Source organism: Mycobacterium sp. Marseille-P9652 (assembly GCF_902652685.1).
Taxonomy (GTDB): Bacteria; Actinomycetota; Actinomycetes; order Mycobacteriales; family Mycobacteriaceae; genus Mycobacterium.
On the sequence record NZ_CACRUY010000049.1, the window covers coordinates 1 to 24,352 of the forward strand.

A 24,352-nucleotide genomic window follows, 5' to 3' on the forward strand; every position below is an offset into this window, starting at 1 on the left:
GGGTACGGCGATCCGACGAGCTCCGCCAAGAGTTCGGCCGATGGGGCGGTTCCGGTGGACCTTTCCCGGTTCGACGTCACCAAGACCGTCGGCATCATGCGGGGCGCGCCCCAGACCCCCCATATCAAGCCGTCCGACGTCACGAGCACGTACTTGATCATCGAACCGGCGACGGACCCGACCGCGCCGGGATCGCTGTCGCTGTCGGTGTACGTCTCCAGCGATTACGGCGGCGGCTCCCTCCCCCTCCCCGGTGGCGGCCCCCCCAAACGCAACAACCCCCCCCCCCTCTACCCCCCGTCCACCGCGGCCGGCGGCGCCCGCAGCGCCCCCCGGGTTGCCCCTCGGCGGGATGGGATTCGTTTGCTCGGGCAGCGCGGACCAGGCCAGGGTGGGCGGTCCCGAGTCGTGCCGCAGCCGGGTCTGGCGCGGGCGGCTGGTCTGTCCCTGCTGGGGGCCGATCGCAAAGGTCAGGCAGGGGCCCTGCGGGTTACCGACATGGATGCTCTGGCCGTCGTGAATGTCGACGACGGGCATCCGGTAGCCGTTGAGGTAGGTACCGTTCAGCGAACCGTTGTCTATTGCCAGCCAGCGGCCCTGGTCGAACCGGACGATCAGGTGCGCCCGCGAGATCCGCGGGTCCGCGATGCGCACGTCGGCCTGCGCGTCGCGCCCGATGATCACCTCGTAGCCGGGTGCGAACGAACGCTGCGACCCGTCGTACCGGACTGTCAGGACAGGCGGGGCGGGTCGATTCACCACTCAAGTATCGGTCCGCGCCGCGAGTGCTTCCCATGGGACCCGCCTGTGATTTGGCTTTATTTCGATTGGGCCACTTCATAGCTACCTCATAGCTTGCAACGGCCAATCGCCCACCGGAGTCGGGCATCATTCGAAAGGGCGCCCGCTGACGTCCGCGTCAACGCACGCGTCCAGCGGGCAGGCGAACGGAGACGATTACCGACAGGCGCGGGGAACGAGGGGGTGAGATGGACGAGCACAAGGGCACGACGCGACGCCTGGACGGACGGCGGCTGCTGAGCAACCCCCGGCAGGCCCGCGAGGCGTTGCGGGCGGGCTTCCAGTCGCTGCCCTCGGCGACGGTCGCGCACTTCTTCCGCCGCGTGCCCCCGGTCAGCTCGACCCCGAACGTGGAGCCGGAGGCGGCGCCGCCGCGCGGTGACGTCAGCGGGTCGCGGCTCGCGGTGGCCAACGGCTCGCCGTTCGCCGGGTACACGATCCTGCGGCAGCTGGGCGCCGGCGGGATGGCCGAGGTGTACCTGGCCCTGCATCCCCGGTTGCCGCGGCGCGACGTCATCAAGGTGTTGGCCGAAGCCGTGACCGCGGACCCCGAGTTCCGCGAAAGGTTCAACCGCGAGGCCGATCTCGCCGCCACGCTGTGGCACCCACACATCGTCGGCGTCCACGACCGCGGAGAGTTCAACGGTCAGCTGTGGATCTCGATGGACTACGTCGAGGGCACCGACGCGGCTCGACTGGTGAAGGAGCGCTACTCCGACGGGATGCCGATCGACGAGGTGTCCGCGATCGTGCAGGCCGTCGCCGGCGCACTCGACTACGCCCACGACCGCGGGCTGTTGCACCGCGACGTCAAACCCGCCAACATCCTGCTCACCCATCCCGAGGACGGGGAACGCCGAATCGTGCTGGCGGACTTCGGTGTTGCGCGGCACCTCGGGGACATCAGCGGGATCACCGAGACCAACGTCGCCGTGGGGACGGTCGCCTACGCGGCGCCCGAGCAGCTGACCGGCGGCAACATCGACGGGCGCGCCGACCAATACGCCCTGGCCGCAACGGCTTTCCATCTGCTCACCGGTACTCCGCCGTTCCAGCACTCCAATCCGATCGCGGTGATCAGCCAGCACCTGCACGAGGATCCGCCGCTGCTCAGCGACTACCGCCCGGAGCTGGCGGCCCTCGACGACGTGTTCAGCACGGCGTTGGCCAAGCGCCCCGCGGACAGGTTCGAGCGGTGCCGCGCCTTCGCCGCCGCCCTGAGCGAGCGGGTCGACGCCATGCACGACGACGCGGACGGGGCCGACCCTGGCGCGGCCCCGGTCGCTCCGCACCGGCGGCGTGGGGTCGGTATTGCGCTGCGCCAACGGTTCTCGTCGCGCGCCCGGTGGGCGACGGCGCTGGTGTGCGCGGTGCTCATCGCCGTGGCGGCGACGTGGTCGGTCCTCTACTCGGTCCAGCCGGACGGTTCGCCGGGCAATCCGTCGCTGGCGTTGAGGCCGTCGGTTCCGGCGCCCAGCGCCGCGCCGGTGCGGTCCGGGGGCCCGGCGCTCAGCGGCATCTATCAGCTGACGTACGACCGCAGCAAGCAGATCGCCAACGGCATCCCGATCCATCACGACGGCGCCAAGACCAACTGGTGGGCCTTCAAGTCGGTGTGCACGACGAAGGGGTGCGCGGCGACCGCCGTCAAGCTCGACGACGCCGATCATCGGAAGGCGAGCACGGACGACGGCGGCCGAACGGACACTTTGCGTTTCGTCGGGGGATATTGGCAGGGCTCGCCCCAGCAAGAGCGGGTGAGTTGCGCCGAGCCCGGCGGCCCGGCCGGCGCGACGCAGCAGGAGACCATCGCGTGGTCGCTCGCGCCCCAGGCCGACGGCACGCTGCGCGGCACGGTCACCGAGACGGTGCTCAGCAACGACTGCGGTGCGCAGGGCGCCGTCGTGCGCGTTCCCGTGGTGGCCAACCGGACCGGAGACGTCCCGGCCGGCCTATCCATGGCCGACCCGGCGCAGGCGGTCAACACGACCAACCCGCCGTCGACCCCGGGCTCGCCGCCCGTCCTCGGCGGATTGTGCAGCGACATCGACAAGCTGGCGTACGACCCGACCAACAACGAGCAGATCGTCTGCGAGGGCAGCAGCTGGGCAAGGGCTCCCATCACCACCGGGGTGCACGCCTCCGGCAGCTCATGCGACCGGCCCGGGCTCGCGGTGTTCGCCATGACCACCTCGAACGACGGGCACCTGCTCGAGTGCGACCCCGTCACCCGCACGTGGGCGCGCCCCGCCGGCTGACGGGCTTCCTCGCACGCTCGCGGAACACGAGTTGTCGGTGGCGCGTTCTAACCTGTTGCTATGGCTTTCGCGACTGAACATCCGGTGCTCGCGCACTCGGAGTATCGCGCCGTCGACGAGGTCGTCCGCACGGGCGGTCGCTTCGAGGTGGTCAGCCCGCACGAGCCGGCGGGCGACCAGCCCGCCGCGATCGACGAGCTCGAACGGCGGATCAGGGCGGGGGAGCGCGACGTCGTCCTGCTGGGCGCCACCGGCACCGGAAAGTCGGCGACCACCGCCTGGCTGATCGAGCGGGTGCAACGCCCCACGCTGGTGATGGCCCCGAACAAGACCCTGGCCGCCCAGTTGGCCAACGAGCTGCGGGAGATGTTGCCGCACAACGCCGTCGAGTACTTCGTCTCGTACTACGACTACTACCAGCCCGAGGCGTACATCGCGCAGACCGACACCTACATCGAGAAGGACAGCTCGATCAACGACGACGTCGAGCGGCTGCGGCATTCGGCGACGTCGAGCCTGCTGTCGCGGCGCGACGTCGTGGTGGTCGCCTCGGTCTCGTGCATCTACGGCCTGGGCACCCCGCAGTCCTACCTGGACCGCTCGGTCGAGCTGCAGGTCGGCATGGAGGTGCCGCGCGACGGCCTGCTGCGCCTGCTGGTCGACGTCCAGTACACCCGCAACGACCTGTCGTTCACCCGCGGCTCGTTCCGGGTGCGCGGCGACACCGTCGAGATCATCCCGTCGTACGAGGAGCTGGCTGTCCGCATCGAGTTCTTCGGCGACGAGATCGAGGCGCTGTACTACCTGCACCCGCTGACCGGCGAGGTGATCCGGCAGGTCGACGCGCTGCGCATCTTCCCGGCCACCCACTACGTGGCCGGTCCCGAGCGGATGGCGCAGGCGATCTCGACCATCGAGGCCGAGCTCGAAGAGCGGCTCGCCGAGTTCGAACGCCAGGGCAAGCTGCTCGAGGCCCAGCGGCTGCGGATGCGGACCAACTACGACATCGAGATGATGCGCCAGGTCGGTTTCTGCTCGGGCATCGAGAACTACTCCCGGCACATCGACGGCCGCGGGCCCGGCTCGCCGCCCGCGACGCTGCTGGACTACTTCCCCGAGGACTTCCTGCTCGTCATCGACGAGTCGCACGTCACCGTGCCGCAGATCGGCGGCATGTACGAGGGCGACATGTCCCGCAAGCGCAACCTGGTCGAATACGGGTTCCGGCTGCCGTCCGCATGCGACAACCGGCCGCTGACCTGGGAGGAGTTCGCCGACCGGATCGGGCAGACCGTGTACCTGTCGGCGACGCCGGGCCCCTACGAGCTCAGCCAGTCCGGGGGCGAGTTCGTCGAGCAGGTCATCCGCCCGACCGGCCTGGTCGACCCCAAGGTGGTCGTCAAGCCGACCAAGGGGCAGATCGACGACCTGATCGGCGAGATCCGCAAACGCACGGCCGCCGACGAGCGGGTTCTGGTGACCACCCTGACCAAGAAGATGGCCGAGGACCTCACCGACTATCTGCTCGAGATGGGCATCCGGGTGCGGTACCTGCACTCCGAGGTCGACACGCTGCGCCGGGTGGAGTTGCTGCGCCAGCTGCGGCTGGGCGAGTACGACGTGCTGGTCGGCATCAACCTGCTGCGCGAGGGCCTGGACCTGCCCGAGGTGTCGCTGGTGGCGATCCTCGACGCGGACAAGGAGGGCTTCCTGCGCTCGACGCGCAGCCTGATCCAGACCATCGGCCGCGCCGCCCGCAACGTCTCGGGCGAAGTGCACATGTACGCCGACTCGATCACCGACTCGATGAAAGAGGCCATCGACGAGACCGAGCGACGCCGCGCCAAGCAGATCGCCTACAACGAGGCCCACGGCATCGACCCCCAGCCGCTGCGCAAGAAGATCGCCGACATCCTCGACCAGGTCTACCGCGAGGCGGACGACACCGACGTCGGGATCGGCGGCTCGGGGCGCAACGCCTCCCGCGGCCGCCGCGCCCCCGGAGAGCCGGGCCGCGTGGTGAGCGCGGGGGTGTTCGAGGGCCGCGACACCGCGGGCATGCCGCGCGCCGAGCTGGCCGACCTCATCAAGGACCTCACCGCGCAGATGATGGCCGCGGCCCGCGATCTGCAATTCGAGCTGGCCGCCCGGTTCCGCGACGAGATCGCCGACCTCAAGAAGGAACTGCGGGGGATGGACGCCGCCGGGCTCAAGTGACCGGCACCGGCGACGCCGACGGCAGCTGGCGGGAGCTGCTGGGTCCCCGATACCTGGGCGCGTCGGTCGTCCTGGCCGGCGGTGTCGCGCTCTACGCCACCAACGAGTTCCTGACCAGCAGCCTGCTGCCCAATACCGTCGCCGAGATCGGCGGCAGCCGTCTGTACGCCTGGGTGACGACGCTCTACCTGGTCGGATCGGTGGTGGCGGCGACGCTGGTCAACCCCATTCTGCTGCGCATCGGTGCGCGCTCGTCATACCTGGCCGGGCTGACCCTCTTCGGCGTTTCCAGCCTCTTGTGTGGGGCGGCGCCCACGATGGAGGTCCTCATCGCCGGGCGCACCCTGCAGGGTGTGGCCGGGGGACTGCTGGCCGGGCTCGGCTACGCGGTCATCAACGCCGCGCTGCCCCGCTCGCTGTGGACCCGCGGTTCGGCGCTCGTGTCGGCGATGTGGGGCGTGGCAACCGTGGTCGGGCCAGCGACGGGCGGGCTATTCGCGCAGTTCGGTCTGTGGCGTTGGGCCTTCGTCGCGATGGCCGCGCTGGCGGCGACGATGGGCGTCCTGGTGCCGATCGCCCTGCCGACGCGCGGGGAAGGCCCCGCGACGCCAACGGTGGCGATGCGGGTGCCGGTCCGGTCGCTGGTGCTCGTCGGCGCCGCGGCGCTGGCCGTCAGCGTCGCGCAGATCCCCCGCGCCGCCGGCGCCACCGCCGGGCTGCTGCTCGGCGGCGTGGCGCTCATCGGTGCCTTCGTCGCCGCCGACCGGCGCGCACGCGCGTCGGTGCTGCCCCCCAGCGTCTTCGGCCGGGGACCGCTGAAGTGGATCTACCTGACCATGGGCGTGTTGATGGCCGGCGCGATGGTCGACATCTACGTGCCGCTATTCGGTCAGGAGCTGGCGCACCTGACGCCGGTCGCCGCCGGTTTCCTCGGCGCGGCGGTGGCGGTCGGGTGGACGGTCAGCGAGATCGTCAGCGCCTCGCTGCGTAATCCGCGAACCGTCGGGTGGGTGATCACCGCCGCCCCGCCGGTGGTGGCGTGCGGGCTTGCGTTGGGCGCGCTGACCCAGCGCGGCGACGCGTCGGCCGGCGTGGTCGCCCTGTGGGCGCTGGCCCTGCTGCTCGACGGCGTCGGCATCGGGATGGCGTGGCCGCACCTGTCGGCGCGCGCGATGGACTCGGTGGACGACCCCGCGGAGGGCGGCGCGGCCGCCGCGGCGATCAACACCGTGCAGCTCATCTCCGCGGCGTTCGGCGCCGGCCTGGCCGGCGTGGTCGTCAACGCGGCCCACGGCGGCGACGTCGCGGCGGCCCGCTGGCTGTTCACGGTGTTCACCGCGTTGAGCGCCGCCGGCGCCGTCTGCAGCTACCGCGCGACACGTCCCCAGCTCCGCGGGGTCCCCAGCGCCGGGGTGAAGACCCTGCGCTGAGGTCAGTCCGACTCTTCGTCGCCGCGGATGACGGCGACCACCCCGTCGACCTCGCCGAACGCGTCCGTCGCCTGGGCGATCCTGGACCCGGACAGTGTCATCGTCACGGCCACCTCGCCGTTGTCGATGTCGTGCGGGTCGGCGTCGAGTTCGGTGAGTTGCCAGTCCCACTGCCCGCAGACCCGCAGCAACTCGCGCAGCACGCCGCGGCCGTTGGCATAGACGACGTGCAGCCTGGTGGTTCCGCGCAGCCGCGCCGCGAGCTGCCGCTCCACCGCGCTGAAGGCCAGGGCGCTCACGAAGTGCAGGGCCACGACGGCGATCGCCAGCAGCAACAGGCCGGCGCCCACCGCCATGCCGACCGCGGCCGATTCCCAGACCGCCGCCGCCGTGGTGAGCCCGTGCACGGCGCCGCGGCGGGTGATGATGATGCCGGCGCCCAAAAAGCCCACGCCGGAGACGATTTGGGCCGCCACCCGCGACGGGTCGAGCAAGACGGTGCCCTCGTGAACGATGTCGAAGAAGCCGAACTTGCTGACCAGCATGATCAACGCCGACGACGTGCCGACGATCGTCTGGGTCCGCAGACCGGCGCTCTTGCCCTGGATGGTGCGCTCCAGGCCGATGAGCGCTGTCAGCCCGAACGCCGCGAACAACTCGACGACGTGGCGGACGCCTTGCACCTCTCCGCCCAGCAACGGCGCGGCCAACCAGGTGTGCATGCCCGTCATCTACCCGGAAATCGCCATTTCACGCGGCATTTACCGGACGGATTTCACCACCTGCGAGTAATGAAACTGCCAGCGCTCGACAATGTGAAAACCGAGGTAACTGGGGAACCGGTATGCCGGCGATCGCCCGAATACCCCGGGCGGCAACGACGGTCCCGATTGGTGGTCGGGCAGCGACCGGTCTTTGTCGGTGATGGTCCACAGGGTCGGGCATTTGTTGATCTTGGCCGTCGTCAACCACACGGCGACGTGGCCGTCCCACAGCGTTCCGACCTTGGGCCCGTAGGCGCCGCGCTCGACGTCGATCAGCGACCGGAACGACGCCGGCCGGGTGGCCAGCAGGGCGCGAACCGGTCCCGGTCGCCACGGCACGGTGTTGTCCACCAGCAGGCAGTCGCCGGGGGCGGCGTGTGAGCCGATGAGGTCGGCGACCTGGCTGTAGTCCCAGCCTTCCTTGGCGTACGGCCAGCGCTGCGTGAACAGGTAATTGGGCAGCGCGGCAACGGCGAACAGCAGCACGACAGCGGCCACCGGCCACGGCTTGCGGGCGATGGTCACGATGCAGACGGCGAGCATGACGGCCGCCGCGGGTGCCGTGAAGATCAGGTAACGCGGGTAGTAGATCGGTTCGCTGACGGCCGAGTAGATGACGACGAGCGCGGTCGGAAGCAGGATCCACACCGCGCACACGATCAGCAGGCGCCGCATGTCGCTGGCCGGCGCCGGCGCGCCGGCCAGCCGGTCGGCGACGTCCACCACGACGACGGCCGCGGACAGCACGGCGAACGGGATGCTGTGATCGAAGTACTGCCGCTGGACGATGTCGAAGGCGTAATGCCAGCTGACCGGGTAGATCCAGTTGACCTGCCACACCTGGCCGTGCGCGAACAGGATGAACGGCGTCATGATCCCGATGGCGACCGCCGACGCGACGGCCCACCGGATGACGGTCGGGCCGCGAAAGTCCTTGCGGGACAACAGCCATACGAGCACGCCGTACACCGGTAGCAACAGCACCAGGTTGACGTTGAGCAAAATGGAGAGCGCGAAAGCCAGCCCGTAGCAGGCCCACAATCGCGGCCGGTTGTCCCGCACGGCCGCCAGAAGCAACACCGTCAGCCAGATCGCCGCGGCCACGGCGAAGGCATACGATCGCGCTTCCATGCCGGCCCAGGTGGTGCGCGGCAGCACCGCGAACAGCACGCCCGCGCAAACCGCCGTGGGCCGCCCGGCGGGGTATGGCGCGAATCGTCGGGTGAACACCGTCACCCCGGCGGCCGCCGCTCCGACCGCCAGCGCGCTGGGCAGGCGCGACCAGAACTCGGTCGGCGGGAAGATCGCGAACCAGCCGTGCATCAGCAGGTAGTACAACCCGTGCACCGCGTCGATGTGACCGAGCAAATTCCACAGTTCGGGCAGCGTCCGGCTGGCCGAGGCGGAGATGGTGGCGCCCTCGTCGAACCACAGCGACGGCCGGCACGCCCAGGCGGCGCTGACGGCGGTGGCGAAAATCGCGACCGCCCACGGGTCGAGCCGACCGCCCCGCGGACGCACGGCCGCCGGGTCGCCGGCCAGGCCGGGGGCGCGTTCGTCGACGGTGGTTGCCATGATGGTTGTCACTGTAGGGCCGGATTGCCGAATCGCGTCACTTCGGCCTTTTTGCGCATCCCGTCCGATATTTGGCCTCGTCCATTTGCACCCGCAGGCGCGCAATTTGCCAAATGACCCGTTATCCAAGGCTTTACGCACCCTGCGGGGGATTGCGATTTTTGCGTCACCGCCGATATTGTCCGTTGCCGCAGCGCTCGGCCGCAAATGCTGGCGACCCCGCGCCACGCTGTGTCGTTCATCTACTCCTCAGTTTCGGGCAAACGCGATACTGTCTTTGGTTGGCTGACCAACCGAAACTGGGAGGGTAAATGGGCGCCTATCGGACCGTGGTGGTAGGAACCGACGGCTCGGACTCGTCGATGCGTGCGGTGGACCGAGCGGCGCAGATCGCCGGGGCGGACGCCAAGTTGATCGTCGCGTCGGCGTACCTACCGCAGCACGAGGACACGCGGGCCGCCGATGCGCTGGGCTCCGAGAGCTACAAGGTCTCGGGTACCGCGCCCATCTACTCGATCCTGCAAGACGCGAAGGAACGGGCGCATGCGGCCGGTGCCAAGAACGTCGACGAGCGGCCGATCGTGGGGGCCCCGGTCGACGCACTGGTGAAGCTGGCCGAGGACGAGAAGGCCGACCTGCTGGTCGTGGGCAACGTCGGCCTGAGCACGATCGCGGGCCGGCTGCTGGGTTCCGTGCCGGCCAACGTCTCGCGGCGCGCGAAGGTCGACGTGCTGATCGTGCACACCACGAGCTGAGCCGGGCCTACCAGCCCCGCTCCCGCCATTCCGCCAGGTGCGGGCGCTCCGCGCCCAACGTGGTGTCGTCGCCGTGGCCGGGGTAGATGACGGTGTCGTCGGAGTAGACATCGAAAACGCGCGTCGTGACGTCGTCGAGCAGTTGCTCGAAGTCCCCCGGCTGCCAGGTCTTGCCGACGCCGCCCGGGAACAGGCAGTCGCCGGTGAACAGCTGGGTGACCCCGCCCGTCGCGGGGCCGTCGAGCGCCAGCGCGATGGACCCCGGGGTGTGGCCGCGCAGGTGGATGACGTCGAAGGTCAGCTCCCCGATGCGGACCGTGTCACCACCCGACAGCAAACGCTGGGGCCGCACCGGCAGCGGCTCGGCGTCGATCTCGCTGGCGGCGGTCGGGGCACCGGTCGCCTCCGCCACGGCCTGCAGCGCCTGCCAATGGTCGAAGTGCTGATGGCTGGTGACGATCAGCGACACTTTGGGCGCGTGCTCCCGGATCAGCCCGAGTAGGACGTCCGCATCGTTGGCGGCGTCGATCAGCAGGGTCTCGCCCGTCGCGGAACACGTCACCAAATACGCGTTGTTGTCCATGGGGCCCACCGACGCCTTTAGGATCGTGGCGCCGGGTAGGGTCCGGCGGGCCGCGGTACCAGGGTCGACGTGTCCGGTGTAGTGGTCGATCACGGCAGTCATAGCGGCCACGTTACTGGTCAAACGATGCTTGTCGGTATGGGCACATAGCATGGGATGCGCCGTGCGCATGGACCACGACGGCACGTCTCCAGCAGCCGATGATTCACCGAAAGAGGGCAGCGTGGCTGATCGCCTCATCGTCAAAGGCGCCCGCGAGCACAACCTGCGGGGCGTCGATCTCGACCTGCCGCGTGACTCGCTGATCGTGTTCACTGGGCTCTCGGGGTCGGGCAAGTCGTCGCTCGCCTTCGACACGATCTTCGCTGAGGGCCAGCGCCGTTACGTCGAGTCGCTGTCGGCCTACGCCCGTCAATTCCTCGGCCAGATGGACAAGCCCGACGTCGACTTCATCGAGGGCCTCTCGCCGGCGGTGTCGATCGACCAGAAGTCGACCAACCGCAACCCGCGCTCGACCGTCGGGACCATCACCGAGGTTTACGACTATCTGCGCCTGCTGTACGCGCGCGCCGGCACGCCGCACTGCCCGGTCTGCGGCGAGCGGATCGCCCGCCAGACGCCGCAGCAAATCGTCGACCAGGTGCTGGCGATGCCCGAGGGCACCCGGTTCCTGGTGCTCGCCCCGGTCGTGCGCACCCGCAAGGGCGAGTTCGCCGACCTCTTCGAGAAGCTCAACGCCCAGGGCTACAGCCGGGTGCGGGTCGACGGCGTGGTGCACCCGCTGACCGACCCGCCCAAGCTGAAGAAACAGGAGAAGCACGACATCGAGGTGGTGGTGGACCGCCTCACCGTCAAGGCCAGCGCCAAGCAGCGGCTCACCGATTCGGTGGAGACCGCGCTGAACCTGGCCGACGGCATCGTCGTGCTGGAGTTTGTCGACCACGAGCACGACGCCCACAACCGCGAGCAGCGGTTCTCCGAGAAGCTGGCCTGCCCCAACGGGCACGCGCTGGCCGTCGACGACCTGGAGCCGCGGTCGTTCTCGTTCAACTCGCCGTACGGCGCCTGCCCGGAGTGCAGCGGCCTCGGCATCCGCAAGGAGGTCGACCCCGACCTGGTGGTGCCGGACCCCGACTGCACGCTCGCCGACGGCGCGGTGGCGCCGTGGTCGACCGGCCACACCGCGGAGTACTTCATCCGCATGATGGCCGGCCTCGGCGAGGAGATGGGCTTCGACGTCAACACGCCCTGGCGCAAGCTACCGGCCAAAGCGCGCAAGGCGATTCTCGAAGGCTCCGACCATCAGGTGCACGTGCGGTACCGCAACCGGTACGGCCGCACCCGCTCCTACTACGCCGACTTCGAAGGCGTGCTGGCGTTCCTGCAGCGCAAGATGGCCCAGACCGAGTCCGAGCAGATGAAGGAGCGGTACGAGGGCTTCATGCGCGACGTGCCCTGCCCGGTGTGCGAGGGCACCCGGCTCAAGCCGGAAATCCTGGCGGTCACCCTGGCCGGGGGATCCAAGGGCCAGCGCGGCAACATGTCGATCGCCGAGGTGTGCGAGCTGTCCATCTCCGACTGCGCCGACTTCCTCAACGCGCTCACGCTGGGCCCGCGCGAGCAGGCGATCGCCGGACAGGTGCTCAAGGAGATCCAGTCGCGGTTGGGCTTTTTGCTCGACGTCGGGCTCGAGTACCTGTCGCTGTCGCGCGCCGCGGCCACGCTGTCGGGTGGTGAGGCCCAACGCATCCGGCTGGCCACGCAGATCGGCTCGGGCCTGGTGGGCGTGCTGTACGTGCTCGACGAGCCGTCGATCGGGCTGCACCAGCGCGACAACCGCCGCCTGATTGAAACCCTCACGCGCCTAAGGGATCTCGGGAACACCCTGATCGTCGTCGAGCACGACGAGGACACCATCGCCCACGCCGACTGGATCGTCGACATCGGCCCGCGGGCCGGCGAGCACGGCGGCCACATCGTGCACAGTGGAACCTACGCCGACCTGCTGGCCAACCCGGACTCGATCACCGGGGCCTACCTGTCCGGCCGGGAAAGCATCGAACTCCCCGCGATCCGGCGTCCGGTCGACCGCAAGCGTCAGCTGACCGTCGTCGGTGCGCGCGAGCACAACCTGCGCGACATCGACGTCTCATTCCCCCTCGGGGTGCTGACGGCGGTGACGGGCGTGTCCGGATCGGGCAAGTCGACGCTGGTCAACGACATCCTGGCCGCGGTGCTGGCCAACCGTCTCAACGGCGCCCGGCAGGTGCCGGGCCGCCACACCCGAGTCACCGGCCTGGACCATCTGGACAAACTGGTCCGGGTCGACCAGTCGCCGATCGGGCGCACGCCCCGGTCGAACCCGGCCACGTACACCGGGGTGTTCGACAAGATCCGCACGCTGTTCGCGGCCACCACCGAGGCGAAGGTCCGCGGCTACCAACCCGGCCGCTTCTCGTTCAACGTCAAGGGCGGCCGCTGCGAGGCGTGCACCGGTGACGGCACCATCAAGATCGAGATGAACTTCCTGCCCGACGTCTACGTCCCGTGCGAGGTGTGCCACGGCGCGCGCTACAACCGGGAGACCCTCGAGGTGCACTACAAGGGCAAGACCATCTCCGAGGTGCTGGACATGTCGATCGAGGAGGCGGCGGAGTTCTTCGAGCCGATCAGCGGGATCCATCGCTATCTGCGCACCCTGGTCGACGTGGGGCTCGGTTACGTCCGGCTCGGGCAGCCGGCCCCGACGCTCTCCGGCGGCGAGGCGCAGCGCGTCAAGCTGGCCGCGGAACTGCAGAAGCGCTCGACCGGGCGGACCATCTACATCCTCGACGAGCCGACCACCGGGCTGCATTTCGACGACATCCGCAAGCTGCTCAAGGTGATCAACGGCCTTGTCGACAAGGGCAACACGGTGATCGTCATCGAGCACAACCTCGACGTCATCAAGACGTCGGACTGGATCGTCGACATGGGCCCGGAGGGCGGCGCCGAGGGCGGAACCGTTGTCGCGCAAGGGACGCCGGAGGACATCGCGGCGGTGCCCGAGAGCTACACCGGCAAGTTCCTGGCCGAGGTCGTCGGCCGGGCCGAGCCGCCGCGGCGGACGCCCAGGCGCCGCAAGGTCACTGCCTGATCGGGTCATGCCGTCGAGCGTGCGTTCAGCGCGCCGAGCCTGCGCTGACGGCGCCGAGCCTGCGCTCAGCGCTTGATTTACGTGAATTTCCCGACGTGGGCGCAGTCTCGATCGGCGGGGCGCCTAGCCCAGCCCTGACGCCGGAGCCTCACTCAGCGCGTCGAGCCTGAATTCACGGCGCCGAGCCTGCGCTCAGCGCGTGATTTTCCTGAATTTCCCGACGTGGGCGCAGTCTCGATTGGCGTGGCGCCTAGCCCGAATGCACGCCGCAGTTTCGCTCAGAGGCCCGCGGCGGCGCCGGCCTTCGACAGCGGTGACGGGAACCGGGGACTGACGCGCACGCCGTCCAGCCACGCGGTCAACTCCTCGGCCCGTCGTTCCAGCGTCCGCCTCCCGTATGCCCCCGGGTCGTTGAGGAGTTGCAGCCGAACGCGGGCGTCGTCGTCCTGGTACCAGCCGCCGACCACGCGCCCGTTCCACCAGGCGGTCGGCCCGGCGTTGCCATTCCGGTCGAAGACCTGCGCGCGGTGCTCGCCGAGATACCAGTCGCGCTCGAACCAGCCCATAGTGGTGGGGTCGAGCCCGGGTAGCAGCGCACCCCAGGGCGGCGGTTCGGGTTCGGTCTCCAGATCGTCCGCCAGCGCCCAGCCAGGGCCGCCGTGCAGGTCGACCTCGACGGCGCCGATCTCGGCGAGCGCCTTGCGCGCGGCCGTCAGCGTGGTGCCGAACCACCACTTGATGTCGGCGACGGTGGCGGGGCCGAAGGCGGTTAGCCAGCGGCGAGTCAGTTCGGCCTGGGCGGCGCCGGCGGGCACCGGCTCGCCGTTGGACGTCAGCCAGGACGAGGCGGTGGCCCAGCGTGGCCGGGAGGTGGTCCAGGCGCCGTCATTGGGGCCGCGGACGATGTCGCCGCGGGCCGACATCACGGTCAGCACGCGCGGCGCCAGCGGAACCTCGCCGCCCCAGGGCTTTCCGGGCGCGGGGTTGTAGGTCCCGGCCAGCTCGGGCAGCGCGGAACGCATCTCGGTGCTCGTAGCCGGTCCGTGCTCGGCGAGGTGTCGTAGCACCGCGGCGCAGGCCCGCACCACCCACGCCTCGCCGTCGTCGGCCACGCCCGCCTTGCGCACGTCGCTCACCAGGCGGCGGTGTTCGTTGGCCGCGACGCGGTCGGCGGCCGCCGACCGGACCGTCGGCAGGTCGTCGGCGCCCACCACCCACAGCGTCCGGCGCATCGCGAGAAGCCTTACCGCGCAGCGCCTCTCGTACAATTCGGCGTCGAGGTCGGCGGTGACGAATCCCGGCGATCGGGCCCACAGCGACAAGTAGGGCGTCGCCGGGTCACTCGCGTGGAGTCCGACGAGACCGGTGGTCACCGCCGCGATCGGCGGGTCGCTCGCTGCCGAAAGAAAATGCCTGCGCGCCAGCCTGTTCCGTCGTTCGGCGACGGTGAATCTGCGCAGGCTCACCGCTGGTCGCGCATGGACTCGCGGATCTGGGCGAGCCGCTCGGCCGCCGCCCGCTGGCGTTCCTCGTACTCCTCCTCGACGGACCGGCCCTCGGGTGACTCGGCGTCGAGTTCGGCCGCGCCCTGCGCGGTGGCGTAGCGGTTCTCGATCTTCTCGCGCACGGAGTCGAAGGTCGGCACGCCGGCGCTGTCGTACCCGGGATCGCGTTCGGTGGGTTCGTCGGGCATAGCCGACACGCTACTGCGCCGCGCGTTCGAAGTAGCGCACCATCTGTTGCCAATACACCAGGGTCAGTGCCATCTGCACGGCGACCGCGATCGCGGCCGTCCGCAGTCGGCGACGGCGGGCGGCGACCAGCGCCGCCACCGCGGCGGCCGACGTCACGGCGCTGACCGCCACGGCGGCATCGCGGGGCCGCCGGCTGATCCACAGTTCCTCGCCGAGCATCGCGCGGGTGGCCCATGCCCGCTGGTGCGGCGGCTTGCCGAAGACGAACGGATTGATGGCCAGCCACAGGGCGACCAGCGCGGCCTCGCGCCACCGTCGCGTCCAGACGGGGACCAGGATCAGCGGCGCGCTCGCCCATCGGGTCCAGGCGCTCCACGGGTGGCAGTGGCGGGCGAAGATGGCTCGGCGGACCCGCGCGACGAGGGGCACGCTATCGCTTGGCGGGGCCGGAGCGCTGCGCCGCCACGACGACCGGGCCGCCGGCAGGTGGCGAGGGCGGGGACGCGGCGGGCAGCGGAATCCGGGGAACGCCCGGGGTGCCAAGCCGGCCGGCCAGCCACGGCAGGGCGGCCGCGAAGGCGCGGTCGGCGAACGGCCAGTCGTGCCTGCCCGGTTGCGGCACGACGGCGCAATCGATCCCGTTGGCGAGACCGAGCCCGCACAACGAATAGGCGGCCGCGGTCTGGTTGCCCGGATTGGCGGCGGCCTCCCGGCCGGCGAGGCGGGCGGCGCCGATGTCGCCCATGGCGAAGTCGCGGCGCGGCGGGGGCGGCCCGTCCGACGAGATCGCGAACCAGCCGGCCACGTCGCTGTACCGGCCGTGCCGTTGCATCACCGTCGTCGGGTCGAAGTCCGCCCAGGCGGCGGCGTTTCCGCCGAACAGCCGCGCGATGGTCTGCGCCTTGGTGCCGGCGTTGGGGTAGAAGTCCCCGGCCACGTCGACGAAGGCGCTGAACAGCTCGGGGTGCATGACGGTGAGATCCACGGCGCAGGTCCCGCCCATAGACCAGCCGGCGACGCCCCAGTGCGAGCGGTCGGGGCTGACGCCGAAAGCCGAGACCATATAGGGGACAACGTCTTTGGTCAGGTGGTCGGCGGCGTTGCCCCGCACGCCGTTGACGCATTCGGTGTCGTTGTTGAAGGCGCCCCCGGAGTCGACGAACACCAGCACCGGCGCCTTGCCGTCGTGTGTGGCCGCGAAGTCGTCGATCGTCTTGACCGCGTTGCCGGCCCGGGTCCAGTCGGCGGGCGTGTTGAACTGCCCGCCGATCATCATCACCGTCGGCAGCCGCGGCGGCGGATTACTGACGAACCATTCCGGCGGCAGGTACACCAGCTCACCGCGATGCTTGAAATGCGATGCGTCCGAGGGGATCACCACCGGCACCACGCTGCCGTGCGGGGGCCGCGCCCCTCTCGCGGCCATCGCGGTGACGGTCGCCCGGTCGGTCTGATCGGGGAGCGGTCCGGAGGTCAGCTGGCTCCAGGCCGCCTGCACGGTGGGGAAGTAACCCACCCACAGGTTGAGCACCAGCGCCGCGCTCAGCAGGCACAGCGGCACCGAGAGCAGCGCGGCGCCGCGCCGCCAGGGGCGTGCCGTGCGCCACCCGACGATCAGCATCGCGGTGGCCATGCCCGCCAACGCGATCCACGCCCACAGCGCGGACGGTGCCGGTTCCTCGGCGAGGCCGCGATCGACGATGTACCAGTGCGTCCCGTAGGCCACGCAACCCCCGACCACGGCGGCCGCGGGCAGCCAGACCGTCCGCCAGCGCCGCGACCGCCAGCCGACGGCGGCGGCGAGCACCACGCCCGCCGTCAGCTGGACAACGGCGGGCACCCAGCCGTGCATCAACGAGGTGTGACCGCTTGCGAGCAACTGCGCCGCGGCGAGGGGCGGGGACGCTGTCACGTCACTCATTGTGAGGCATTGTTAACACGACTGGAACATATTCACTTCAGTGTTCGCCGGCGGGTCGCGCGGCCGAGGGAGTTCCGCTAATGCGGCTTGGCCAGCGGGAACGGCAGGGTCTCGCGAATGCTGCGGCCGGTTATGAGCATGACGAGCCGATCTACGCCCATCCCGAGGCCGCCCGTCGGCGGCATGGCGTATTCCATGGCCTGCAGGAAGTCCTCGTCGAGTTCCATCGCCTCCGGGTCGCCGCCCGCGGCCAGCAGGGACTGTTGCTGCAAGCGCCGGCGCTGCTCCACCGGATCGGTGAGCTCGCTGTAGGCGGTGCCCAGCTCGACGCCCCACGCGACCAGGTCCCAGCGTTCGGCGACGCCGCGCACGCTGCGGTGCGGCCGGGTCAGCGGCGAGACGGAAGTGGGGAAGTCGATGTAGAACGTCGGCTTCTCGGTCCGGTCCTCGACCAGGTGCTCGTAGAGCTCGAGCACCACGGCGCCGGCGTCCCAGTGCGCACGGTACGGGATCCGGGCGGCGTCGGACAGCTTGCGCAGGGTGGCCAGGGGAGTGTCGGGGTCGACGTGCTCACCGAGCGCTTCGGAGATGGCTTCGTGCACCGTCTTCACCGGCCACACGCCGGAGATGTCGACCCGCTCGAGGCGGTCATCGCCATCGGAGCGGGGGCGCAGGACGGTCTGCTCGCCGTGGGCGGCCTGCGCGGCGTTCTGGATGATTTCGCGGGCGCCGTCGATCCACACCGTGTAGTCGGCGTGCGCCTGGTAGGCCTCGAGCAGGGTGAACTCCGGGTTATGGCTGAAGTCGACGCCCTCGTTGCGGAACGCCCGGCCCAGTTCGAACACCCGCTCCACGCCACCCACGCACAGTCTCTTCAGGTAGAGCTCGGGGGCGATGCGCAGGAACAGGTCCATGTCGTAGGCATTGATGTGCGTGACGAACGGCCGTGCCGTGGCCCCGCCGTGGACCTGCTGCAGCATGGGGGTCTCGACCTCGATGAACCCTTTGGCGAACAGCGTTTCCCGCACCGAACGCAACACGCCGCTGCGGGCCTTGAGCAGGTCGCGTGACTCGGGGTTGACCGCCAGGTCGACGTATCGGGTTCGCACCCGGGCCTCGGGGTCGGTGAGCCCTTTCCACTTGTTCGGCAAGGGCCGCAGGCACTTTCCGATCATCCGCCAGTCGCACACGATCAACGAGCGGGTGCCGTTCTTGCTGAAGCCCATGTGCCCGCTCATCTCGACCAGGTCGCCGAGATCGATCGCCGCGGTGAAGTCCGCGATGCGACTCTGCGTCAGGCACGAATTGTCGAGCAGCACCTGCATTTCCCCGGACCAGTCGCGCAGCTCCGCGAAAAGCACACCGCCGTAGTCGCGGATCCTCAAGATCCGGCCCGACACGGACACGTTGTCCTGGTCGTCGGCATCGAGCGCCTGGGCGACGGTGTGGCTGGGCGGGGACCCGACGGGATAGGCGTCAACTCCCTTGTTCTGCAGCGTCTTCAGCTTGGTCAGGCGCACCCGCACCTGTTCCGGCAACCGGGCCCGGGATTCGCTGGCCTCGGCGGCGTCGCGGCGGCGCTGCAGCTCGCTCACGTCGGGCGCCGACCCGTCGTGGTGCAACAAGCCCGATTCGGCCAGCCGGGCCGGCACCGCGGGGTGATGTCCGGTGTGCGTCTTGCGCCGGCTGAAGGGAAAGGCGAGGAATCCCTCGGCGAGGGCCGAGGCGACGCCCACGCGCGGCACCAGCCGGGCGTCCTCGTAGCAGGCGTACCGCGGTACCCAGTCGGGTTGGTACTTCATGTTGGAGCGGTACAGCGTCTCGAGCTGCCACCACCGCGAGAAGAACAGCAGGAAGCCGCGCCACAGCCGGGCGACCGGGCCGGCGCCCAGCTGGGCGCCCTGCTCGAACGCCGACCGGAACATCGCGAAGTTCAGCGAGATGCGGGTGATCCCGAGGGTCTCGGCGCCCAGCGCCAACTCGCTGACCATCAATTCGATGGTGCCGTTGGGGGATTGGGGCGAACGGCGCATCAGGTCGAGCGACACTCCCGTACTGCCCCACGGCACCAGCGACAGCATCGCCACCACCTCGCCCTCGCGCCCGATGGCCTCGACGAGCAGGCAGTCCCCGTCGGCCGGGTCGCCGAGGCGGCCGAGCGCCATGGAGAACCCGCGCTCGGTCTGGGTGTCGCGCCACGCGTCTGCGCGCGAGATGGTGGCCGCCATCTCGTCGGGCGAGATGTCGCGGTGGCGCCGGATGCGCACGGTGAGGCCGGCCCGCCGGGCCCGGGTGACGGCCTGACGCACGCCGCGCATGTCCGGCCCGGACAGCTTGAAGTCGGCGGTGCGCAGGATCGCCTCGTCACCCAACTCCAGGGCGTTGAGGCCCGCTTCGCGGTACGCCTGCGCCCCCTGCGAACTGGCGCCCATGACGCCCGGCGCCCAGCCGTACGTCTGGCACAGCGACAGCCACGCGTCGACGGCCTGTGGCCAGGCCCGCGGGTCGCCGACGGGGTCGCCGCTGGCGAGGCACACCCCGATTTCGACGCGGTAGGTGATGGCCGCCCGGCCGCTGTGGGCGAACACCACCGACTTGTCGCGGCGGGTGGCGAAGTAGCCCAGCGAGTCGTTTTTGCCGTAGAGCTCCAGCAGTCCGCGGATCGCGGACTCGTCCTCACCCGTCAGGGCGTTGTCGGCGCGCTGCGACTGGAACAACACAATCGCCGCCGCGATCAGCGCCAGCGCGCCGAACAGTCCGAAAATCGCGTTGAGGAAAACGTGCGGCCTGCCGGTGAACGCGTCGGGATCGACGATGGAGAACCCCACCACCCGGTTCACCACGTACCAGAACCGGGAATCGGGGGCGAGCGTCCCCGGGGACATCTCGACCAGGCCCCACGACGCCAGGATGCCGATGACGTCGCCGATCACCAGCACCGCCGCCGCTTTGAACAGGGCACCCTTGCGAACCTTCGCCCAGAACTCGCGGTAGGCCAGCACCAGCAGGACGCCCGCCACGATGTGCACCGCGAATCCGAGGTTCTCGCCGAAGTTCTCGGCGGCGGTGTTGCCGCCGGCGGCGATGTCGGCGGCGTTCAGCACGGCGGCCAGCACCATGTTGCCGAGCAGCAGCACCCAGGCGATCCGCTTGCGCGCCGTCAGCGCCGCGGCCAGCAGGGCCAGCACGAACGACCACGCGATGCTGGTGTCCGGGAAGTTGAACAGGTAGTCGTTGATGAACTCCCGCGGAACCTTGATCAGCCAGCGGATCAGCGGTGACACGCTCGCCAGCAGGGACAGGGTGGCGATGACGCCGACGGTCCATCCCGCGGCCGCCGGAACCCAGCGGAACCGGGATCGGGACCGGCTTCCCGGGCGAGTAGAAGCGAGTGTCACAGACCGCGAGGATATGCCTTTAATCCGTGAAATTCCTGACGATGCCGCGAGAGTCGCCCAGTGCGATTTGTCATGTTTGCCCGTGCGCACGGCTCGGCTCGGGTTTGCCCGGCCCCCGTGGAAGTGCGCGGAAGTACAGGAAGGCGGCTCACGGCTGCTAAACTTGCCTCCGCGACCATCCCGGCGAAGGCCAGGAACAGTTAAGTGGAGTCCCACTCCCACCGTTAGCCACAGGCGAAACGGTCCGGTCACAGGCGTCGCGCATGCCTGTTCCGCGAGCAACGCGGGCGTCCCGAACCGTCTGTTCGGGCCGCGATCGGTCGGCATTGGGCCCTGCTGGTGCAGGGCTTTCTTGCTGATGGCGTGGTGTTTTCACTCGGACTGCGATCGGACGGGCCCGGGCTCTGGTGGCGATCGATCCAGAAGCCCAACAAGGGAGGCCCCATCAGCACTGAGACCCGCGTCAACGAGCGCATCCGCGTACCTGAAGTCCGATTGATAGGCCCAGGGGGGGAGCAGGTAGGCATCGTGCGCATCGAAGACGCGCTGCGCGTTGCCGCGGACGCCGACCTCGATCTCGTCGAAGTCGCCCCGAATGCCAGACCGCCAGTCTGCAAGATCATGGACTACGGCAAGTTCAAATACGAGACGGCCCAGAAGGCGCGCGAATCCCGCCGGAACCAGCAGCAGACCGTCGTCAAGGAACAGAAGCTGCGACCGAAGATCGACGACCACGACTACGAAACGAAAAAGGGTCACGTCATCCGCTTCCTGGAGGCCGGATCGAAGGTGAAGGTGACCATCATGTTTCGCGGGCGTGAGCAGTCCCGGCCCGAGTTGGGCTACCGGTTGCTGCAGCGGCTCGGCGCCGACGTCGCCGACTACGGATTCGTCGAGACGTCCGCCAAGCAGGACGGTCGCAACATGACGATGGTGCTGGCACCGCACCGCGGCGCGAAGACACGCGCCAGGGCGCGGCACCCCGAAGGGGCGGGACCGGCGCCCGACGCGGACGCGGCAGGCGACACCGCCGCGTCACCGAACTGACCACCACACGACCAGAACTCGAGGACACATGCCCAAGGCCAAGACCCACAGCGGCGCATCGAAGCGGTTCCGGCGCACCGGCACCGGAAAGATCATGCGCGAGAAAGCCAATCGCCGGCACCTGTTCGAGCACAAGCCGACCACCCGGACCCGGCGGCTCGCCGGCCGCACGACGGTGTCGGCCAACGACGCCAGCCGGGTCAACAAGCTGCTGAACGGCTGACCATCGCGCCGGCGGGCCACCCGGTCCCGGCGCCAGACAATCCCGAACCATTCACTGCCTGAACGAGAGTAGGAACATCCATGGCACGCGTAAAGCGGGCGGTCAACGCCCACAAGAAGAGGCGCAGCATCCTCAAGGCCTCGAAGGGCTATCGCGGCCAGCGGTCCCGGCTCTATCGGAAAGCCAAAGAGCAGCAACTGCATTCGCTGAACTACGCCTTCCGCGACCGCCGGGCGCGCAAGGGTGAGTTCCGTAAGTTGTGGATCTCGCGGATCAACGCGGCCGCCCGCGCCAACGACATCACCTACAACCGCCTGATCCAGGGCCTCAAGGCCGCGGGCGTCGAGGTCGACCGCAAGAACCTGGCCGACATCGCGATCACCGACCCGGCGGCGTTCACCGCGCTTGTCGAGGTCGCCCGGGCCGCGCTGCCCGAGGACGTCAACTCCCCGTCGGACTCCGGAGAGGCTGCTTAACCCGAGCGTGCTCACCGAACGCTCGGCCAGGGTGGCGGCGGCGGTCAAGCTGCATCGCCTCGTCTCCCGACGGCGGGCGGGACGGTTCCTGGCCGAGGGGCCCAATCTGGTCGAGGCCGCGGCGGCCCGCGGGCTGGTCCTCGAGGTCTTCGCCACCGAGGCCGCCGCCCAGCGGCATGCTGCGTTGCTGAGGGGGCTGAGCTGCCCGGTCCACGCGGTCACCGAGCGGGCCGCCAAGGCCCTCTCGGACACCGTCACCCCCGCGGGGCTGGTGGCCGTGTGCACGACGCGGGAGACGCCGCTGGACGACGCCCTCGCCGGCCCTCCCCGGCTCGTAGCGGTGGCCGTCGAGATCGGCGAGCCGGGCAACGCCGGCACGCTGATTCGCCTCGCCGACGCCATGGGAGCGGGGGCGGTCATCCTGGCCGGGCACGGCGTCGACCCCTACAACGGCAAATGCCTGCGGGCATCGGCCGGCAGCATCTTCTCCGTCCCGGTCGTTGCGGTGCCCGACGCGATGGCTGCCGTCGCCGCGTTGCGGGCCGCGGGGCTGCAGGTGCTGGCCACCACCGTCGACGGGGAGACCCGGCTGGACGAGGCGGCCCTTGACACCCCGACGGCCTGGCTGTTCGGCCCGGAGGCCCACGGCCTGGCGGAGGAGGTGGCGGGCGCGGCGGATCGGCGCGTGCGCATCCCGATGGCGGGCGGCGCCGAAAGCCTCAACGTGGCCGCCGCCGCGGCGATCTGTCTTTACCAGAGCGCGCAGGCCCTGGGCGTCCTGCGTTGAGCCTGCGCTGACGGCCCCGAGCCTGCGTCTGGCGCCCACCGCAAAGCCCGAAACCCCGCGCCCTGCGCAGGCTCGGCGAAACAGCGTCAGGCGGCTCTGGTCGCGCGGCCCCGCGCGGGCCGTAGCCCGGCCAGCGAGAGCGTCGTGTGCATCAGCGAGCCGGCGCGCTCGATCAGCGCCTTCGCAGGCCGGGGCGGGGGCGGGAAGTAGTGCATCGGCAGGCCGCGGCGGTCGCGCGGCGGCGCCACGAACGGCGGCGCCTCGGTCAGCGGGGCGTCGACCGGGATGCGGCCTTCGGCGCGGCGATAGGCGGCCAGCGCCCGCGGGTGCAGCCGTATCTCGTCGGGGACGGCCAGGAACGCCAGCTCGACCAGCTTTCCGAACAGCCGCAGCAGGATCTCGTCACCGGGCGTCCAGCGCATGCCCGCCTTCTCGCGGACGGCGGGCTCGAACAGGCCCGCGGCGATCCAGCGCTGACCGGCGACCATCGGCCGGAACAACTGGTCCCACACCGGGGTCGGCATGAGGATGAACTTCGGCTTCGGGATCCGGATTTGGAAGATGTCTTGCGTCGCCCGGTTGACCTCCAGTTCCTCGCGGCAGACGCGGTCCCAGTACCGCTGGAAGTCCTCCCACGACTCGGGCACCGGCCGCATGCTCATGCCGTACATCCGGTACCACTGCACGTGTTCGTCGAACAACTGGCGCTTCTCGGCCTCGGTGAGGCCCCCGCAGAAGTACTCGGCCACCTTGATGATCAGCATGAAGAAGGTGGCGTGCGCCCAGTAGAAGGTGTCGGGATTCAGCGCGTGGTAGCGCCGCCCGGTCGCGTCGACGCCCTTGATGGTGTGGTGGTAGCCCGTGATCTGCCGGCCGGTCTGGGCCGCCCGCTCGCCGTCGTAGACCACGCCCATGATGGGGTACACCGAACGCGCAACGCGCTGAAGAGGCTCGCGCAGCAGGATCGAATGCTGCTCTACGCCGGCGCCCAGTTCGGGATACATGTTCTGGATCGCGCCGATCCACACGCCCATCATTCCGGTGCGCAGGTCACCGAAATACTTCCAGGTGAGCGAGTCGGGCCCCAGCGGGTCAGCGGGTGTGGTGGACGAAGCGGTCATGGCGGCCTCCCTACTGCCGATGGCGCTGACGATAACTTTGACAACGTTCGTTGTCTACAACATCCGCGCCCCGGGGGGACGGTGTTACCGGTTATCCACACCCATGCCGCAACCGCGTGATCAATTCCATTAACCTGCGCGTCAGAGCAATATTTTGGTGGCCTAC

At 69.8% G+C, this 24,352-nt stretch carries 19 protein-coding genes; 9 read left to right on the plus strand and 10 right to left on the minus strand.

The window, feature by feature from the left end:
- On the minus strand, positions 1 to 762 hold a 762-nt coding region (locus tag GPY60_RS27215; protein ID WP_370462785.1), incomplete at its 3' end, for an FHA domain-containing protein.
- 227 nt (positions 763 to 989) lie between these two features.
- On the opposite strand from GPY60_RS27215, the gene GPY60_RS20980 reads away from it, so the two are divergent.
- Genes GPY60_RS20980 through GPY60_RS20990 form a run of 3 tightly spaced genes read left to right on the plus strand, consistent with a single transcriptional unit; the run spans position 990 to position 6,706 of the window.
- A complete protein-coding gene (locus GPY60_RS20980; RefSeq protein ID WP_156689625.1) occupies positions 990 to 3,059 on the plus strand; it encodes a serine/threonine-protein kinase in 2,070 nt (689 codons plus the stop codon).
- 60 nt (positions 3,060 to 3,119) lie between these two features.
- A complete protein-coding gene (uvrB, locus tag GPY60_RS20985; protein ID WP_156689626.1) occupies positions 3,120 to 5,276 on the plus strand; it encodes an excinuclease ABC subunit UvrB in 2,157 nt (718 codons plus the stop codon).
- Positions 5,273 to 6,706, plus strand: a complete 1,434-nt coding sequence (locus GPY60_RS20990) for an MFS transporter (protein ID WP_156689627.1) — start codon at positions 5,273 to 5,275, stop codon at positions 6,704 to 6,706. The genes uvrB and GPY60_RS20990 overlap by 4 nt, the downstream gene beginning before the upstream one ends.
- Positions 6,707 to 6,708: 2 nt before the next feature.
- Here GPY60_RS20990 and GPY60_RS20995 read toward each other — a convergent pair whose 3' ends face one another.
- The gene (locus GPY60_RS20995) at positions 6,709 to 7,428 is read right to left on the minus strand and encodes an MgtC/SapB family protein (RefSeq protein WP_156689628.1); all 720 of its coding nucleotides are present in this window, start codon (positions 7,426 to 7,428) and stop codon (positions 6,709 to 6,711) included.
- A gap of 39 nt (positions 7,429 to 7,467) precedes the next feature.
- Positions 7,468 to 9,045 carry a glycosyltransferase family 39 protein gene (locus tag GPY60_RS21000; RefSeq protein WP_156689629.1) on the minus strand — a complete coding sequence of 526 codons (1,578 nt, stop codon included), beginning with the start codon at positions 9,043 to 9,045 and terminating at the stop codon, positions 7,468 to 7,470.
- A 311-nt stretch (positions 9,046 to 9,356) separates the two neighbouring features.
- On the opposite strand from GPY60_RS21000, the gene GPY60_RS21005 reads away from it, so the two are divergent.
- Complete coding sequence (locus GPY60_RS21005) at positions 9,357 to 9,800, plus strand: universal stress protein (protein WP_156689630.1); 444 nt, start codon at positions 9,357 to 9,359, stop codon at positions 9,798 to 9,800.
- Positions 9,801 to 9,807: 7 nt separating this feature from the next.
- On the opposite strand, the gene GPY60_RS21010 is transcribed toward GPY60_RS21005, so the two are convergent.
- The gene (locus tag GPY60_RS21010; protein ID WP_156689631.1) at positions 9,808 to 10,485 is read right to left on the minus strand and encodes an MBL fold metallo-hydrolase; all 678 of its coding nucleotides are present in this window, start codon (positions 10,483 to 10,485) and stop codon (positions 9,808 to 9,810) included.
- 121 nt (positions 10,486 to 10,606) lie between these two features.
- On the opposite strand from GPY60_RS21010, the gene uvrA reads away from it, so the two are divergent.
- Positions 10,607 to 13,519 (plus strand): excinuclease ABC subunit UvrA, encoded by a 2,913-nt coding sequence (uvrA, locus tag GPY60_RS21015; protein ID WP_156689632.1) that lies wholly within the window; start codon positions 10,607 to 10,609, stop codon positions 13,517 to 13,519.
- A 278-nt stretch (positions 13,520 to 13,797) separates the two neighbouring features.
- Here uvrA and GPY60_RS21020 read toward each other — a convergent pair whose 3' ends face one another.
- The 5 genes from GPY60_RS21020 to lysX all read right to left on the minus strand — a co-directional run bounded on the left by GPY60_RS21020 (position 13,798) and on the right by lysX (position 20,532).
- Positions 13,798 to 14,979, minus strand: a complete 1,182-nt coding sequence (locus GPY60_RS21020) for a winged helix DNA-binding domain-containing protein (RefSeq protein ID WP_156689648.1) — start codon at positions 14,977 to 14,979, stop codon at positions 13,798 to 13,800.
- Between the two features lie 2 nt (positions 14,980 to 14,981).
- Positions 14,982 to 15,212 (minus strand): hypothetical protein, encoded by a 231-nt coding sequence (locus GPY60_RS21025; RefSeq protein WP_156689633.1) that lies wholly within the window; start codon positions 15,210 to 15,212, stop codon positions 14,982 to 14,984.
- A gap of 10 nt (positions 15,213 to 15,222) precedes the next feature.
- Entirely contained in the window at positions 15,223 to 15,642 is a 420-nt protein-coding gene (locus GPY60_RS21030) for a DUF6653 family protein (RefSeq protein ID WP_197283775.1), read from the minus strand.
- 1 nt (position 15,643) lies between these two features.
- Complete coding sequence (locus GPY60_RS21035) at positions 15,644 to 17,134, minus strand: alpha/beta hydrolase (protein WP_197283776.1); 1,491 nt, start codon at positions 17,132 to 17,134, stop codon at positions 15,644 to 15,646.
- A 77-nt stretch (positions 17,135 to 17,211) separates the two neighbouring features.
- Positions 17,212 to 20,532, minus strand: a complete 3,321-nt coding sequence (gene lysX / locus GPY60_RS21040) for a bifunctional lysylphosphatidylglycerol synthetase/lysine--tRNA ligase LysX (protein ID WP_197283777.1) — start codon at positions 20,530 to 20,532, stop codon at positions 17,212 to 17,214.
- Between the two features lie 444 nt (positions 20,533 to 20,976).
- Here lysX and infC point away from each other — a divergent pair, with 444 nt between their 5' ends.
- From infC to GPY60_RS21060, 4 genes are all read left to right on the plus strand, one after another.
- The gene (infC, locus tag GPY60_RS21045) at positions 20,977 to 21,579 is read left to right on the plus strand and encodes a translation initiation factor IF-3 (RefSeq protein ID WP_156689651.1); all 603 of its coding nucleotides are present in this window, start codon (positions 20,977 to 20,979) and stop codon (positions 21,577 to 21,579) included.
- 28 nt (positions 21,580 to 21,607) lie between these two features.
- Positions 21,608 to 21,802 carry a 50S ribosomal protein L35 gene (gene rpmI / locus GPY60_RS21050; protein WP_156689635.1) on the plus strand — a complete coding sequence of 65 codons (195 nt, stop codon included), beginning with the start codon at positions 21,608 to 21,610 and terminating at the stop codon, positions 21,800 to 21,802.
- Between the two features lie 80 nt (positions 21,803 to 21,882).
- A complete protein-coding gene (gene rplT / locus GPY60_RS21055) occupies positions 21,883 to 22,278 on the plus strand; it encodes a 50S ribosomal protein L20 (RefSeq protein ID WP_156689636.1) in 396 nt (131 codons plus the stop codon).
- A 7-nt stretch (positions 22,279 to 22,285) separates the two neighbouring features.
- Entirely contained in the window at positions 22,286 to 23,065 is a 780-nt protein-coding gene (locus GPY60_RS21060) for a TrmH family RNA methyltransferase (protein ID WP_156689637.1), read from the plus strand.
- An 86-nt stretch (positions 23,066 to 23,151) separates the two neighbouring features.
- Here GPY60_RS21060 and GPY60_RS21065 read toward each other — a convergent pair whose 3' ends face one another.
- Positions 23,152 to 24,186, minus strand: a complete 1,035-nt coding sequence (locus tag GPY60_RS21065) for an oxygenase MpaB family protein (protein ID WP_156689638.1) — start codon at positions 24,184 to 24,186, stop codon at positions 23,152 to 23,154.
- Between the last annotated feature and the right edge of the window lie 166 nt (positions 24,187 to 24,352).

Excerpts from the sequence above, each read along its gene's own strand:
- uvrB (WP_156689626.1), top strand. The coding sequence starts at position 3,120 with ATGGCTTTCGCGACTGAACATCCGGTGCTCGCGCACTCGGAGTATCGC.
- GPY60_RS20995 (WP_156689628.1), bottom strand. The coding sequence starts at position 7,428 with ATGCACACCTGGTTGGCCGCGCCGTTGCTGGGCGGAGAGGTGCAAGGC.
- GPY60_RS21065 (WP_156689638.1), bottom strand. The coding sequence starts at position 24,186 with ATGACCGCTTCGTCCACCACACCCGCTGACCCGCTGGGGCCCGACTCG.
- rplT (WP_156689636.1), top strand. The coding sequence starts at position 21,883 with ATGGCACGCGTAAAGCGGGCGGTCAACGCCCACAAGAAGAGGCGCAGC.
- GPY60_RS21000 (WP_156689629.1), bottom strand. The coding sequence starts at position 9,045 with ATGGCAACCACCGTCGACGAACGCGCCCCCGGCCTGGCCGGCGACCCG.
- GPY60_RS21010 (WP_156689631.1), bottom strand. The coding sequence starts at position 10,485 with ATGACTGCCGTGATCGACCACTACACCGGACACGTCGACCCTGGTACC.
- GPY60_RS21035 (WP_197283776.1), bottom strand. The coding sequence starts at position 17,134 with ATGAGTGACGTGACAGCGTCCCCGCCCCTCGCCGCGGCGCAGTTGCTC.
- rpmI (WP_156689635.1), top strand. The coding sequence starts at position 21,608 with ATGCCCAAGGCCAAGACCCACAGCGGCGCATCGAAGCGGTTCCGGCGC.
- GPY60_RS21025 (WP_156689633.1), bottom strand. The coding sequence starts at position 15,212 with ATGCCCGACGAACCCACCGAACGCGATCCCGGGTACGACAGCGCCGGC.
- GPY60_RS20980 (WP_156689625.1), top strand. The coding sequence starts at position 990 with ATGGACGAGCACAAGGGCACGACGCGACGCCTGGACGGACGGCGGCTG.
- GPY60_RS21005 (WP_156689630.1), top strand. The coding sequence starts at position 9,357 with ATGGGCGCCTATCGGACCGTGGTGGTAGGAACCGACGGCTCGGACTCG.